This is a genomic window from Ohtaekwangia sp., from assembly GCF_036568665.1.
GTDB lineage: Bacteria > Bacteroidota > Bacteroidia > Cytophagales > Cyclobacteriaceae > Ohtaekwangia.
Genome location: NZ_DATCSD010000373.1, coordinates 12869 through 29324, shown reverse-complemented (window position 1 = coordinate 29324; position 16456 = coordinate 12869). Strand labels below are relative to the sequence as shown.

Sequence of the window (16456 nt, the reverse complement as noted above, 5' to 3'; positions counted from 1 at the left end):
TAACACTTGCAGGTATGGACGCAACTGACTTGCTCCCAATGCACAGTTCAATCCTATACTCAGCAACGGTACATGCGATACGGAAACCAGAAATGCTTCGGTAGTTTGTCCGGATAATGTTCTTCCGCTGGCATCGGTAATAGTACCTGATACCATCACCGGTAATGTTTTTCCGATCTCATCGAACAACTCCTGTATCGCGAAGAGCGCAGCTTTCACGTTGAGGGTATCGATGATCGTTTCTAACAACAGAAGATCGGCACCACCATCAATCAATCCTTTTGCTTGTTCTTTAAAGGCTATAGCCAATTCATCAAACGTAATGGCGCGATAGCCGGGGTTATTTACATCGGGAGAAAGCGATGCCGTTTTATTGGTTGGTCCCATAGCACCGGCAACAAAGCGCGGCTTGCTCGGATCTTTTTTGGTATACTCGTCTGCTACTTCTTTGGCGATCTTAGCTGAGTAATAGTTCAAATCGTATACAGCATCTTCCAGGTGATAGTCTGCCTGTGCAATGGTTGTTCCGCTAAAGGTGTTGGTCTCCAGTATATCGGCACCGGCCTCCAGATACTGGCGGTGTATTTCTTTTATTATATCCGGACGTGTAATAGAGAGAACATCGTTGTTGCCTTTCAACGGGAACGTATGATCTTTAAAGCGCTCGCCACGAAAGTCTGCCTCTTCCAGTTTATATCGCTGGATCATAGTACCCATAGCGCCATCGATCACCAGGATACGTTCTTTCAAAATGTCTTCGATTTTCATAAAGCCCTCCGTTTTTGTATTCGCTATCCAGAGAGCCCTGCAAGGTGGGTTTACTTATCTTTTTCATTACATCATGCGAGGTAACGAAAGGGATTTAGCACAACATTCCTCTCGGAATAGGATGCTAAGACGTCACAGGGCCCTGTCCCTCAGTCTTTCTGGATAAGCAAGCACAAATAAAATGAATCGGAAGGAAACTACAAAACAAGTTACCTGAAACGATACCCGATCCGGATACCAAGAACAGGTGATGGCACTACTCTGTCGTGTTCGTTCGGGATATCGATGCCCCAACCCTCCTCTTCCACTCCGCTGTTGAAGATCTGTATATTGTCGGGGCGCATTTTGTCGTAATCAACAAAGCGTATACACCAGCCGGAGTTTACATCCATAAAGAAGTTGGAAAGGAAATATTTTACCAGACCAAACTTGAAACCAAAGCCCTGCTCATGATACTGCGTGGTATAGTACCGGTCGCGGATATAGACGTGATCGCAGTCTTCACCAAAACACTCTTGTGTAGTATAGCGCTCATCAAAACGTATAGCATTCATATACCCTTCCAGGGCACCATAGAAAATAAGATTTCGATACGTTACCGGTGCAAAATACTTTCGTACTTCCAGTTTAAATTTGGAGCCTCGCTTGTTCCGGTACGATGCGTCTGTTCGATCTCCATAGTCGATCACATAACCATACTCTCCCTGAAGTGTTATCCAGCGGTATATTCTTTTTTCATACGACAGCTCCAGTGTCGGATAGAAGTTGATCAGATGGAACGGACTAAATTTCACAGCATGATTCGGAACATACGATCTATACTCCAGCGAATCCTGTGCATACGAATATATAGTCATCAAAACGAAAAGACTTACCAGCAATGCTCTCATATACCTTCACGGTTAACCGGGATCTTGCTTAGAAGCTGGAGATCTCCCGCCTGCTGATTATAACGATATTGAAATACACCATCATCGCCCGTCAGTAACAGAATGCCATTGTCGGGTATAACATCATACGCATGCATCGAATCTATTTTCTTTACAAGTTGAATAGATGATTCATTGCTGATATTGAATACTTTCAATCCATATTCACCTTCGCAGAGGAAAAGTAAATTGCCATCTACGCCTAATCCCTGAGGAGATTGCATCGGGTAATTTTCTATCAGCACGGGGTCATAAGGATTCGTAATATCGATGATCTCCAATGCATTTGTACCGCGATTGCATCGACTGCCGCTGCTCAGTGTTACATAGGCACGATTGCCCTGCACTACTACCGGATCGCACGATACAATATGTGCATATCGAAAAATAAAGGAAGGTGTTGTTGGCTCGGCAATGCTATAGATATACATGGCATCAGTAGCGCCCAGGTATAAATATTCACCGCGGGCAAAGATCGTTTCAAGACCAAAGCCTATCGCAATGGTGTTGATCTTTTGAAATGCCTGATTACGAATATCAAATACATTAATGGACGATTGATCCGCCAGGTATAGATAACCATTGCTGATGGCGAAGCGCGTCACAGAGCCACCTTTTCCGGTAGCCTCTGCGTTGGATGCTGAATCTGTTTCGCAGGCAACCGCCAGGCACAGCAGTATAAAGAAGTATAGATTAGAAATTCGCATAGCAGTCGGTTCTTTTTGTTTTGATTTCTTCCCAGCGCACAACAAGACCTTTGGCAGGATCTACACATTCAAAATAATATCCTGCAGGAGGCGGTATACCCAGGTTCCAATTCGCCAGCGACAAGCTTCCTTTCTGTGTGAGTGTTTCAAAATCGTTTATCTCCAGGGCAACGAGATTGCCCATGTGGTCGGCATATAGCACATCATTGCGGATAGCCATATCGGTATTTCCCAACATCTGTATAAACCCGATTGCCCGGGGCGACTCCGGATTGCTGTTATCGAATACATGTATACCTTCCTGGGCTTCGTTTACCAACAGGAAATTTCCGTATACATAAATCTTTCCGGGGCTTTCTATAGTTCGTGCACTGGTCATCCGGATCTCCTGTCGATCCTGACTCCCATATACCGGGCGATATCCGGTATAGGTATAATTATCATCGTAGTCAAGCCAACACCCTCCCAGTATCAATGACATTAGCAGGAAGAGTGCAACGCTGAAAGTGTAGTGTTTTTTCATATCACAAACGTTTATTGAAATTTAACTTTGCGAATTGCTTTCGAAACAAATCATTTGATGATCTTTGCATCACCAAATTGTACCTCCGCCATGAACCACTACCCTTCCGGTTTCAATGATCTCTTTCTCCTCTCAACGGACCCGCTGCCTGTAATCACCAAAACATCTATTCGAATTACGCAATGAAATTAGCTGCTATCGACATCGGTTCTAACGCTATACGCTTCCAGGTCTCTACCGTGTTGACCAATAATAAGACACACCCTGTATTCAAAAAGTTGGAATACGTTCGTTTCCCTTTGCGCCTGGGACATGATGTTTTTACCACCAATCGTATCAGCGAAAAGAGCATGGCCAAATTCAAGAAGCTGATGAAGGCCTATAAATTATTGCTGGAACTATATGAGGTGGATGACTATATGTTCTGTGCAACTTCAGCTATGCGCGAGTCTGATAACGGAACTGAATTAGCCAACGCAGTAAAAGAAGAATTAGGAATTACGATCAACATTATCGATGGCAATCGCGAAGCGGAGTTGATCAACCGCGCGATCAGTTCATACCTCGCTGACCAAACGTATCTGCACATTGATGTGGGTGGCGGTAGCACCGAGTTGAATCTCTATGCCGGTGGAAAAAAAATAAAGACACGTTCGTTCAAGATAGGATCAGTGCGCGTACTGGAACAGATTGATTCTCCGGTGATGTGGGAAGACATGGAGCGCTGGATCAAGGAGTATGTAAAAAAGGAATATGGTAAAGTTACCGCGGTTGGTACAGGCGGTAACATCAGTAAAATATTTGAGCTCGCCAAGTTAAAACCCGGCAGCACCATGTCGGTAAAAAAAGTAAAACAGATTCGCGATATGGTAGAAAGCTATACCATTGAAGAGCGTATCTACAAACTACAAATGAACCCCGACCGTGCCGATGTAATTATACCGGCCAGCCAGATATACCTGAAGGTAATGGAGTGGGCACACGCAGCATCTATACTGGTGCCCGAAGTAGGATTGAAAGATGGTATCATGCTGCACCTGTACGAGCAAAGTATATTGCAGCAAAAGCTTGATCTGTAAAGCTATAGATCAACAAAAAATCAGCGTGGTTTTCTGCGGTCGATCGTACTCTTACCACGCTTGCGCTCTTCGACTTTCAGATCGATCAGGTAAGCAATCGAAACACGAAATCCCTGGTTACGAATTTTTTGTGTTTCGCTATACGAAGGAAATGTAGGACTGAACACGCCATTACTCTGACTGCTCAGGTATGTATGTCCTAATTCATAACGAAGTGTAACGATCATCTCGCGATAGCGGGCGGGCTCGAATAAAAATCCGGCTGTAAAATTCAATCCAAGCTGAACACGATTCGGGCGTTGCACAACCATTTCATTTTCCTGGGCATCAGCTGGATCTTTTCCAAACTTGATTTTTACCGGTATAACAGAAGAGTTTCCATTATGAAATTCTTCTGTATCATTATTCTCAAAGGTGCCTTTGCCACCAAGCCAATAGCTTACGTTTGGACCTATACCCAATGAATATTTGAATTGTTTTGTACCAATAGTGCCTTTAAAATAGGCGGTATATACTAAAGGGAGTTCAATGTATTTGTACTTCAGCTTTAGAACAAGCCCACCTTCGTCACCAGTCATGTTTTTACCTTTTGTAGAATAGATGAGAGACGAGTGCAAAAAAAATCTCTTGCGCACTTTGAAGGCAAGGTGGCCGCCAACATGATATCCAAAAACAGGTGTAACATGATATTTACTTTTCAAATCCTTATCACCGAAGGAAGTCCAAGAGTAATTAACACCTGCAACAGGGCCTACCAACACCTGCGAATATGAACAATAAGTTAAAAAAATAAGAATAAGAACACTGGTAATGCGTGCTTTCACTAAATTTTTGTTTAGGGTCAATTCTTTAAATGCCTCAAAAATACAGGTTTTCACTCAAGTTAAGCGATGAAGCATTCCATTAAAACAAAAAAACACTGTATATTCGTGAGTTTTACTGTAAACTGACTTTTTAAACTGATACAATTCACTCTTACGTTGGTTCACAAGAGGTATAAGTATGCATTTGCCTTTAAACCTCAAGAGTGACTTTTAAGCAATAGCCCATATTAATGGACGCGGATGCGATATTTTTTTAACTTACTTATCAGCCTTCTATGCATACTGTGTGGATATAGTGTATCTGCACAGAACTATCCCGTTTATAATAACTTCTTCGTTAATCCATACCTATATAATCCTGCTGAAGCACTAACAGACTATACCTATATTTACGCGTTGCACCGTCAGCAGTGGATGGGAATTGAAGGAGCTCCACAACTTTCCACACTCACATTCAATACCATGATCAATGAAAGTCGCGCAGGCGTTGGTGGAAAAATTTCATCATACAAACGCGGGCTTCTTAATACAACCGACTTTTCTCTTTCTTATGCGTATGCCATGCCCGTTGGCCAGAAAAACTGGCTGATGTTTGGACTATCAGGAGGTGCTATTAGTAACACGATCGATGTTAATAAAATAACTGATCCCAACGACCCGGCTATTGCTACATACGCTGCCAACAACATGCAGCCTGTATCGAGCTTTGGTATGCTTTATCGCTCGGGTTCGGGTATAAATATAGGCTTCTCGCTGCCACAGCTTTTTCCTTCGAAGTTCAATAGCGATGCGAGCTTTAATGTTACAACAGTATCGCCAACCGACAATGTGTTTGTTACTATTTACTATAAGCGCAGAGTGGAAAGCAAGATTGTAAGTAAAACCAAAGGTGGCGTAAAACGAAAAGTAAAATCGAAAGAGACTATCGCTCCGCTGGAGTTCTACTTCAATTACAAATACTCCAAGTTCGGCACGAGTCAGTTTGAGCTTTTAGGCAAGCTTAATCTTTCTGAAAATTTTTGGCTGGGTGCATCCTACAGACTACCCTATGGCTACACGGCAAACCTGGGCTTAAAAGTAAACCGTTTTATACTCGGTTATTCATACGAGCCTGGCGGACAACCCGAAAGTGGTTTCTCACAAGGCACCCATGAAGTTATATTAGGTGTTAGATTGGGCAGCGCCAAAAAATTCAAGCGGGCTGCTCCTGTACTGCGCTCTACGCTTACGCGTTCTCCGAACGAGAAACATACTGCCCGCTTCCAGGAAGGAACGGAAGATCCGGATAACATTAACAAGACCGATGAGAACAAGAAACGTTACTTTGTGGTAATCAATGTATTCCCTGACTTTAACAAGGCAGATGCGGCCAAACGAAAACTGGTGGGTGATAAATTTAACGCTGATATATTCTACAACCCGCAGGATAAAAAGTATTACGTGCATGTGCTCGAAACCGCGAAGGCTTCGGAAGCGCATGAAGAGATTCGCAACCTGAAAGCTTATACAAAACTGAAGACAGCACGTCTGTTAGTTGTAACGACCCAGAAGTAGTAGACATGATTATGGTTACGTTTTCAACTCCCGACTGCATTTATAGCATCATGAAAGTACTGTTAAAACTTGCTGCTAAATCCGTTGGTACTCTGGTTCTGCTGATGGCATTCAACCTGTCATTCGGGCAACGTCCGGATATACGGTCAGTCCACCAGACCTCAGGAAGTATGTCTGAACAACTCACGCTTACCGGCAGTAATTTCGGCACGAACGCGGCTGACCTGGCAGTATATTTCGGAGCTGTGAAAGCGTCTATCGTCTCCGTTACGGATCAACTTCTTGAAGTACAGGTACCTGCCGGTACAACCTATCGAAATATAGCGGTAACCAATACTACTACCGGACTCACCGGATATAGTGCTGATCCGTTCTTGCTAAGCTTCAGCGGAAAGCATCCGTTCAATACAGCAAACCTCAGTGCACAGTCGGATTTTGATGCAGAGAAAGGTCTGTATGATCATTGCCTTTGTGATTTTGATAATGATGGCAAAGCAGATATAGCTACCGCCAATAACGGAAACAACAACATAACCATTCTTCGTAATACCAGTACGCTGGGAGGTGCCATCAGTTTTACAAAAGTACCCTGGGCACTCGGTACATTTTCATTGCATGTTCGCTGTGGAGATCTGAATGGCGATGGTAAACAAGATCTGGTCGTTACCGAAGGTACAACAGCATTAAGTGATCGCGTTTTCATTTTACAAAACACCAGCAGTGGTGCCGGTAATATAAATTTCAATACAACCTCCATTAAACTGACCGGAAGGAAAAATACCAAGGTTGACATTGCTGACCTCGATCGGGACGGTAAACCTGAAGTGCTGGTAACCGATCAGGGGAGTAATACTATATCTGTACTGATCAATCAAAGTACTGTATCAACTATAGCCTTTGATCCAACGCCACTGAATATAACAATTCCCACAGCAGCCAGTACCGATGGTATAGCTGTTGAGGATTTTAATGGCGACTCCTTTCCGGAAATTGTTACCAGCCAGTTCCAGACAGCCACCAGTAATGTTTTCATTATCGAAAACAAAAGTACTGTTGGTACAGTTGCCATTGGCACAATTACAACGCTCCCAATTGGTAACACCGTAAAAAGAATTCGAGTGGGCGATCTCGATAATGATGGCAAAGCAGATATAGCAGTCACCCAACTTTTAGGGTCGTCTGTATCCGTATTCCTCAACCAGGGATCAGGTTCTTCGATAAGCTTTAGCTCTCCAAAAGTAATAACGACAGAAGCCAACCCTTGGGGCCTCGACTTTGGCGATCTGGATGGTGATGGCAACACCGATATAGTTACTGCATCGGTAACACAAACAAAGCTCACTATTCTTAATAACGAGAGTACACCAGGCAATCTGTCGTTCGTCAAACAAACGGTGAATACTACCTATGTTACCCGACACGTTCGCATTGGTGACCTGGACGGTGATGGCAAGCCCGACATTTCTTTTACCAGTATTGATAACGCCAGTATACTGGCATCAAAAGTATCGGTGTTCCGAAACACCTCTTGTGTATTTCCGCGGATCACTCCTAAAGAAACACCACTCGCACTTTGTACGGCCGCATTGCCTTTTACATTGAAAGCAACCGTAAGTAATGGAGCGTATTATGAGTGGAGAAAGAATGGATCGGTGGTCTCCTGCGGACTTAACCAAAGTTCATTTACGGTTACTGCAGCACTTGGAACAGGTACTTATACCGTCCGAGTGCTTGCCGAGGGTGCTACCTGTTCTGCTGCAGGAAGCTGTGGTGAAGAATCTGATGGCATAGATATAACGGTATCGGCAGGCTCTGCTGCGCTTGTTAATCCGACCAACAACGGCCCGGTTTGTCTCGGTAGTAATTTGCAGTTAAGTATAGGCAATGATATAGGAGCCACCTATAAATGGACGGGGCCAAACAACTATACCGCTACGGGCGCTACGCCTCCTGCCATCAGCAATTTTAGTCTTGATAATGCCGGATATTATTATGTGGATGTCATTGTAGGAAGTTGCTTTGCCCGAAGAGAGTCGACACTGGTGCAGGGTATAAATGTTCCAACTTTTTCTATCAGTCCGGCTGCTGCTGTAGTGCTTTGTCAGGGAGATCCCGGCAAAAGCCTAAGCGTGGTGCCGAACGATGCTGCCTATACTTATCAATGGTTTAAGGATGGTACGGCCATTTCTACAGGCCCAACCTATACTGTTACATCGGTAACTTCATCGAGCGGTAACTATACTGTAAAGGCATCAAACCCCGGTTGTAGTGTTAGCCTGGAGACTGATCCTGTAGCGGTCAGTGTAGCGCAGGCTATAACTGCTGCTTTCACTTCGCCAGCAACGGCGTGTGCCGGACAAAAGGTAAAGTTTACAAACACATCTGCCTCTGATGGAACAGTTACTGCATTCTATAGCTGGGACTTTGGCGATAGTAAAACTTCTACCGATGCATCGCCCGAACATATATTTACTATTGCGCAGGGCTATAATGTAAAGCTAACGGTATCGTATAAAGACAACGCCTGTGCAAATTCAGTAACCGTTCCGATAACAATAACCGCTGCACCTTCAGTAGCTATTACCAATCCGGATAACAAGTATATATTCTGTGAAGGAGATCAGCTCTTGCTGGAAGTACTCGGTACCTTTACAGGATATAGCTGGAGTACAGGGGCAACATCTTCTTCCATTGAAGTGGCCGCTGCGGGTACCTATACCGTTGATGTAACCGCTACCAACGGATGCGTACTTACTGCCAGCCGTGTAGTGCAGACGTTGCCTGCTACGCTGGTCATTGCCACGGCTACGCCTGATCAGATCAACGAAGGAGAATCTTCTCAACTATCAGCATCCGGTCTGGACAATTATACCTGGGAGCCTGCAGAGACTCTCTCAGACGCTGCCATTGCCAACCCTATAGCTACACCGTTAGTTACCACCAGCTATACTGTAAAGGGATCAGACAGCAACGGCTGCGAAAGCTCCGGAACTGTAATCGTAAAAGTTGCCGGAGAGGCGATCGTTAACAAATTGAAGCCCGGTAATTTTATATCTCCCAACAATGACGGGCCAAACGAATTATGGGTTGTCGAAAATATTCAAAGTTATCCACAATGCGGCATTGTGATCTATGATGATAAAGGTGTAAAGGTGTTCGATGCCAAGCCATATCAGAATAATTGGGATGGAACCTTCAATGGTAAAAAACTTCCAGACGGTGTATACTACTATATCATCCGTTGTGAAGGAGAAGAAGGTGTACCACGGGCAGGAAGTATCACACTGATACGCTGATATAGTCATGCAGTCTGTCGGCAGATTCCGACAGGCTGGCGATAACACCCCTGTTTCCGCAAACAATCGGGGTATAAACCTTACATCTTTCGGTTACAAGCGGCTTATTGATCTTAATATAGCATCAGAGTTTTCATAAGTTCATACCTGTTAGAGTAGTCTTTTCACATTCTTGTTATGACTTCCTATACTATAGGAAAAGCCCAAGAATATGATTGCTGAACGATGTAGATGCGACTTGTGTGCTGTAGATTTGTACTTAATTTTTTACCCTATGAAAAGGTGGATTTTACTAATCATCTTATTCCTGAGCCTGATAGCCGTAAATTCATTTGCACAAGAATCCAATTGTAACAACAACCTCGATGATGATGGCGATGGGCTTGTAGACTGCCGCGATGGTGATTGCCCAGGCAAAGTATGCGAGATCTGTGACAACGGTATTGATGATGATGGAGATCGTTTCATTGACTGTTACGACAAGGAATGTACCATCGATGCTGCTTGTAGCGGTTTCTTTATTGGCAAGGATGTAACCTGTAATGTTAAACCCGACAGCTTCCCTCCGTTTGAGATGAAGATCAAATTCAAATCGGAGCCGAAAAGAACTAACCACATTAACCGACTGATTGCCGGGGACGTTGATGATGACGGTATACCCGAAATTGTAACAACCTACAGAAACGGCAACAACTCTCCCACCGAAGGTGTAATCAACATACTGCAGGCACCTCTTGCCGGAGCTACACTGTTACTGGATAAGCAAATCAATACGCTGGCTGATGGCTTGCCTCCTACCTTTGAAGATATAGCCATGGCCGATATTAACAAAGATGGCTGTGCCGAGATATTTATACTAAGCGCAGAAAGTGATGGCGTAAACTATAAGATCATCGCCTATAATTGTAACGGAACCAAGGTCTGGACAAATCCGATAAACTTCTCTTTTTATCCCGGTACAATGGGCTTGGCAGATTTTGATGGCGATGGTGCTGTTGAACTCTATACACGCACGCAGATATATGACGCCCACTCCGGAACGCTCATGGGAGAAAACATCTTCGGTGGCAGTCTGCCGAAGAACAGCAATGCCCCTATAGCAGTAGATATATTACCGGCCAGCTCTACCATGGAACTGGTTGCCGGCTGTAGAATTTACGAAGTAAATATCAACAGACCTGCACCGCCTCCGGCAATCCCTCCGGTTAATGGTTCTACACTCACGCTGAGTAAACAACGCACGGAATATTTTACCCGCAAAGGAAGAACATCGGGTAGCGGAACCAGTGTTGCCGACTTTAACCTCGATGGATACCTGGATGTGGTCGCAGTAGGATCACTGAATGATGATGCCTCCAACAACAACCAGACAACCACCATATTTTTCTGGGATGTGCAGAACGACCAGTTAAAGACCTATACCGATTACTCTATTACGGGCGACTCGCGCTATACGAATGGATGGCAAAATGGTGCCGGGCGTATAAATCTTGCCGATATAGATGGCGATGGAAAGATGAACGCGGTATATGTTTCCGGTAAATTCCTGTATGCACTAAAAGAAACCGGCAGCGCGCTCGATACACTTTGGAGACGCGGTGTAACAGAAGAAACATCCGGATATACCGGTTGTACCATGTTCGACTTTAACGCAGATGGTAAATCAGAAATTGTATATCGTGACGAAGACTATATCTATATCTACACTACGACCAATAATAGTGGAACAGTGACTGTAACACGCAGTACACCGGTACGATGCGCTTCGCGTACGTCCAATGAATATCCTATCGTTGTGGATATGAACGGAGATGGTTCAACAGAGATCTGTGTTACCTGCGCAGTGAATGAATCTGTTCTCGGAAAAAATCATGACTTGTGGGATGATGCTGAAGTGCGGGTATATGAATCTGCCAATGTTCCCTGGGTACCCGCCCGTAAACTCTGGAACCAGCACGGCTACTTTGTAGTAAACGTAAATGACGATCTTACTATTCCGAAGAAAATACAAGGTCACCATCTGATCTATGCAGAAAATGCAGACTGCTTTTCTGACAAGACGAGTCGTCCTCTTAATAACTTCCTGAACCAGGCACCTTTCCTCGACTCATACGGATGTCCGTCATTCCCTGCGCCTAACCTGGCCGTTACACCTTTCGGATCGGGAATGGATGTGCAGGTAAATCCTCCCACGTGTCCTGATAAAAACTTTACAGTATCATTCAAATTCAGAAACAAAGGAGATATAGGTGTAAGCGGAAATCTTCCGGTTTCTTTTTACAACGGTAACCCCATGGCGGCCGGAGCGAAACTGTTGGGTACGACCATCGTACCGCTTAGCAGTATGAATCCAGGTGATACCATTACACGTACTAACGTAACGATTACTGGTCCTGGATCATCCTTTACACTATATATAGTCTTAAACGACAATGGAACTACTATACCATCACCTATCACCATTCCGAATCCAAAGACGGCAATCAAAGAGTGTGATTACGGTGATAACATATTGAAAGCGGATATAAATCCTCTTCCGGTAACGCTGAATGTCCAGTTGATTCGTGATAATCTCAAGTGTGCAAGTGCTGCTCCGGGTATACCTCCATCCCCTGACAATGGAGCGGTGAAAGCATACGTAACGTTAAGCAGTGGCTTGAAAGATTCCGTAAACTTTAAATTCTATTGGTCGAAAGGAACCGTAGCTAAACCTATAGCATCAGCCGATCACGTAGGGTTTACCTATACAGGTTTGCCAGCCGGAACCTATACCGTTTATGCGGTGCATAAAACAGCTAACTGTAGTTCCGATACCGTATCGATCAACGTTGGCGAAACATCACGAACCATTGATGTAAAAGTGATCGATGTGCAGAACTCTGATAACTGTAAAAATCCAAATGGTGTTCTTCAGGCAATTGTAAATGATACGGATGGTGACGGAGTGGGAGAACCTGTTGGAAAGTTCAACTATGTATGGTTTGCCGGACCAGACATTCTTGTAGGAGATACACTCGGTCTGAGCCATACATTAACCAGTTTGAAACCGGGCACCTATTCAGTTCTTGTAGTAGATAAAGCAACGGGCTGCGGTGGAAATGATTCGGAAAGTATAACCGGACCACTCCCCTATACGATCGATACAACACACGTAGACATAACCTGTTCAGCAACTAATTCAGGCAGTGCTACCGCTACAGTAGGTGGTACAGTGAGTGGCTATACCTTCTCATGGTTCAATGGGAAGAATGTATTGCCTACTGCCAGCTTTACCGGTTCATCTTATACAAATCTTGGAGCGGGAAGTTATACCGTATTTGCCTCCAACAACGCTTCAAAATGTAATTCGGATACAGTAACTGTAACGGTGAAGCAAACCAAGCCTCCGGTTATAACAGGCATTACTAAAGATTCCGATCAGTTATCGTGTACAGGTAATATAGGAGCGGCTACTGTGAATGTACAAGGTACTGCGTCAGACTATACATACCAATGGTATAAAGGGCCGAATACAGTGACACCAATTGTTGGTGCAACAAATCCCTCTATCACGGGTCAGCCATCGGGAACTTATACTGTAAAAGTTACGGGTAAGACGAGTGGATGTTCTTCTACAGCACAAATTACTCTTACCGGTCCTGTGCCATCAACCATTGTGAGTGTAGTTGCCACAGGTCAGTCTACCTGTTCACCGAACAACAGTCAGATTGAAGTCCAGTCTGTTAGTCCTGATACTCCAAGCGATTATACATTCGAATGGTATGAGGGTACTTCTGTCATTGCATCCAAGCTTATTGCATCCAGTCAATCAAGTATATTAACAGGCGTAGCTCCTGGTACCTATACCGTAAGAGCGAAGCATAAAAAATATGGTTGCGTTACACCGGCTGTTCAGGCGCAAGTGTTGAACAACATTCCGAACATTGCCATCAATTCTCCTACACTATCAGCACCGAATGATTGTAATTCAGCCGATGGTGCCATTGAAGTGGATGTTGCTACAGCTAGCGTACTTGGGTATGATTTCCACTGGTATAGAGGCTTTACAGTTACTGCAACCAGCGTAGAGATAACAGCCAATGTAGTAAGCACTTCTTCTACTTCTAAAGTATCGTTATTGAAGTATGGACAGTATGTAGTCGAGATCACTAATCGCGACACAGGATGTAAAAAGGAATTCCCGATATACTTGCCATTCCTGAATGGTCATATACTTTCGCCATTCTCACAAACCGACATCACTACGTGCGTGCCTGATAACGGAGGAAGCATTACTGCAGAACTGAAACCTACGGTGGGCTTTACGGATGCTGACTATATCGTTGAGTACTTTGAAGGAAGTGTTGACCCTGAGTCCGCTCCGGGTACAGGTATAGCCGTAACATCAGTGAATCCAAGTCCGAATGCCGGTAACTATCTGTTCGATTCCAACGGTCCCTTCAACACTGTTACCAAGTATTATACTATGGTGGCGACAGCCGGGGCTACTACAGGATCGCTTCAAGGATGTCGTGCTTCAGCTACTTTTGCTATTAAGCAAACTGTTACCGATCCTGTTATTGATGCCAATACAACAGCAGCAGCTATTACAGAGAACAAGTTTTGTAAAACATCTGTACCGGGTAATATGGGAAGCGGTTCTATTACACTCGCCCTCGGCTCTGGAAGCAATGCTGCTGATTACGATTATCAGTGGACTTCTTCAACGGATGCATCGTTCTCTGCAATAACAAAAGATCTTACGGATCTTAAACCGGGCGACTACACTGTTACCGTAACCGACAATGGTGGTGTAAATGCAGGGTGCTTTACGACCAATGTCTTTAGCGTATTGGACGATCCAATGGTTGTTACCGTAAATATTGCAAACGGTGATATGACGTTTACCAACCTGACGCAATGCGGCCCGGATGGTATAACAGCGCTGACACAGGGTACTGCCGCATTCCAACAAATTGTAGTGGATGGCTCTCCTGTAGCATCTCCTTTTGCCGGATATACATTTGACTGGAGAAAGGTTGACAATACAGCCATAGCCGATAACGATGCTATTATCGGCGATATCGGCAATCTGCCCGCTGGAGATTTCTATGTCACGGCTACTGACAATACCAGTCATTGCGATGTAACAGCAAGTTTTACTATTGAAGATGAAACGCTGAACTCGATCACGGCAGCTCTGCTGAATTTTGTTGTGCCTTCTAAATGTTTGAAGCCAACCAATATATTGGGAGAACTGGAGGTAGAGGCCAGCGGATTGCCGGGTACTTCCTATACCTATAGCTGGTTCTTAGGATCGACTACAACGACTCCCCTACCGGCCGCCAATGTTACCGGTCAGGACAGCAATGGAAACCCAGGTAATATAGCACAGACGATCAACCCTGGCTTCTTCACGGTACAAGTAGAGAACAACGCATCTCATTGTAAAGTGTGGGATACCTACCAACTGTCGCAAGATACAGCGGTAATTACGATGACTGCATCTGCCAGTCCGCTCACGTTCTGTTCAGCTCCCGATGGTACAACCTATGCGATCATTACCTCATCAACTCCTAATGATTATGATTATGAATGGTATATAGGAACAACCGTTAAAGCAACGCCAGACTATACTGGTAAATTGGTTGAGAACCTTACCCAGAATAAGTATCTGGTAGTGGTGACAGACAAACTGGATGCTGATTGTACTTTATCGGATACTGTAGAAGTTGAAGACTTACGTATATATCCTGTTGTTACTGCGGAACCAACCAGTCCCCGTACGAATTGTGATATCGTCAAAGCGGATGGCGTAGCTTCAGCATCGGTTGGTGGAAATATCATCGACTACTCGTTCGACTGGTATGGAAAGACAATCACGCCTCCTCCGTTTGCTACCGGTTCACAGGTTGGTGATCTGAGAGACAGCACCTATACAGTGATAGCCAGTGACATTGTAACGGGATGTTCTGACACCACGCAGGTTACTATTCAATTTGTTCCTGCAGGTATCGATCAGCCTACAATCGAAGTTATTTCACAAGTAACAAGTTGCGTGGAAGACAATGGAGCATTACAGGCATCCGTAAATGGCAATACGACCGACTATATATTCGAATGGTATATAGGTCAAACCGTAAAAGCTTCGCCTGATTTTGTGGGTTCACTCTACGATAGTCTCGCGATAGGTATATATACTGTTCGTGCAACCAGCATCATTACAGGTTGCGTTTCAGATCCTGTAAGTGAAGAAATCATTTTCGATCCTACACTGCCACAATTTGATATAGCGGCTCTGCCGGCAAGCTGTGAAGGTGAAGATGGCCAGATCATATTGACACTTACCAATAGCGTTGATATTGATGAGATCATTTGGGAATCCGACAACGGAACCATTATCGGTGACCCTATACTCAACGGTATACCTGCCGGTCACTATAAGGTAACAGTGATTACACAACTGGGTTGCCGGGATAGCAAGGAGATCGATGTAATCAACGACATCCATCCTTACAATGGTGTATCGCGTAATGGTGATGGCAAGAATGATATCTTCTACATCAACTGTATCGCAGACTTCCCGGATAATATTGTGAAGATATATAACCGTGCCGGTACGCTGGTATACGAGCATGAAGGCTATAACAACATTGATATCTTCTTTGATGGTAAATCAAACAAGGGTATAAGCATGATGGGTACAAATCTTCCTGACGGTACGTACTTCTATATCATTGATAAGCGTAACGGCTCGAAGCCTTTAGCTGGTTATCTGGAAATAGTTAATTAATTTA

Annotated in this window: 9 protein-coding genes and 1 riboswitch; of the genes, 4 read left to right on the top strand and 5 right to left on the bottom strand. The window is 44.3% G+C overall.

Annotation, left to right across the window (positions count from 1 at the left end; genetic code table 11):
* The 4 genes from VIN08_RS21875 to VIN08_RS21860 form a co-directional block, all read right to left on the bottom strand.
* The coding region (locus tag VIN08_RS21875; RefSeq protein ID WP_331969797.1) for a homocysteine S-methyltransferase family protein at positions 1–768 on the bottom strand (768 nt) is incomplete at its 3' end.
* A 51-nt stretch (positions 769–819) separates the two neighbouring features.
* A riboswitch (SAM riboswitch) is annotated at positions 820–937 on the bottom strand.
* 40 nt (positions 938–977) lie between these two features.
* Complete coding sequence (locus VIN08_RS21870) at positions 978–1658, bottom strand: hypothetical protein (protein ID WP_331969794.1); 681 nt, start codon at positions 1656–1658, stop codon at positions 978–980.
* Positions 1655–2404, bottom strand: a complete 750-nt coding sequence (locus tag VIN08_RS21865; RefSeq protein WP_331969792.1) for a hypothetical protein — start codon at positions 2402–2404, stop codon at positions 1655–1657. The genes VIN08_RS21870 and VIN08_RS21865 overlap by 4 nt, the downstream gene beginning before the upstream one ends.
* Positions 2391–2927, bottom strand: a complete 537-nt coding sequence (locus tag VIN08_RS21860) for a hypothetical protein (RefSeq protein WP_331969789.1) — start codon at positions 2925–2927, stop codon at positions 2391–2393. Before VIN08_RS21860 ends, VIN08_RS21865 begins: the two co-directional genes overlap by 14 nt.
* A gap of 182 nt (positions 2928–3109) precedes the next feature.
* On the opposite strand from VIN08_RS21860, the gene VIN08_RS21855 reads away from it, so the two are divergent.
* Entirely contained in the window at positions 3110–4006 is an 897-nt protein-coding gene (locus VIN08_RS21855; RefSeq protein ID WP_331969786.1) for a phosphatase, read from the top strand.
* 20 nt (positions 4007–4026) lie between these two features.
* Here the strand turns inward: VIN08_RS21855 and VIN08_RS21850 are convergent, their stop codons facing one another.
* Complete coding sequence (locus tag VIN08_RS21850) at positions 4027–4830, bottom strand: outer membrane beta-barrel protein (protein ID WP_331969783.1); 804 nt, start codon at positions 4828–4830, stop codon at positions 4027–4029.
* 240 nt (positions 4831–5070) lie between these two features.
* Between VIN08_RS21850 and VIN08_RS21845 the strand changes: the two genes are divergently transcribed.
* The 3 genes from VIN08_RS21845 (at position 5071) to VIN08_RS21835 (ending at position 16452) form a co-directional block, all read left to right on the top strand.
* The gene (locus VIN08_RS21845) at positions 5071–6384 is read left to right on the top strand and encodes a PorP/SprF family type IX secretion system membrane protein (RefSeq protein WP_331969780.1); all 1314 of its coding nucleotides are present in this window, start codon (positions 5071–5073) and stop codon (positions 6382–6384) included.
* Positions 6385–6434: 50 nt separating this feature from the next.
* Positions 6435–9680, top strand: coding sequence for an FG-GAP-like repeat-containing protein (locus VIN08_RS21840; RefSeq protein ID WP_331969777.1), 3246 nt, complete (start codon positions 6435–6437; stop codon positions 9678–9680).
* A 274-nt stretch (positions 9681–9954) separates the two neighbouring features.
* Entirely contained in the window at positions 9955–16452 is a 6498-nt protein-coding gene (locus tag VIN08_RS21835; RefSeq protein ID WP_331969774.1) for a gliding motility-associated C-terminal domain-containing protein, read from the top strand.
* Positions 16453–16456: the final 4 nt, after the last annotated feature.

Excerpts from the sequence above, each read along its gene's own strand:
- VIN08_RS21870 (WP_331969794.1), bottom strand. The coding sequence starts at position 1,658 with ATGAGAGCATTGCTGGTAAGTCTTTTCGTTTTGATGACTATATATTCG.
- VIN08_RS21865 (WP_331969792.1), bottom strand. The coding sequence starts at position 2,404 with ATGCGAATTTCTAATCTATACTTCTTTATACTGCTGTGCCTGGCGGTT.
- VIN08_RS21860 (WP_331969789.1), bottom strand. The coding sequence starts at position 2,927 with ATGAAAAAACACTACACTTTCAGCGTTGCACTCTTCCTGCTAATGTCA.
- VIN08_RS21855 (WP_331969786.1), top strand. The coding sequence starts at position 3,110 with ATGAAATTAGCTGCTATCGACATCGGTTCTAACGCTATACGCTTCCAG.
- VIN08_RS21845 (WP_331969780.1), top strand. The coding sequence starts at position 5,071 with ATGCGATATTTTTTTAACTTACTTATCAGCCTTCTATGCATACTGTGT.
- VIN08_RS21840 (WP_331969777.1), top strand. The coding sequence starts at position 6,435 with ATGAAAGTACTGTTAAAACTTGCTGCTAAATCCGTTGGTACTCTGGTT.
- VIN08_RS21835 (WP_331969774.1), top strand. The coding sequence starts at position 9,955 with ATGAAAAGGTGGATTTTACTAATCATCTTATTCCTGAGCCTGATAGCC.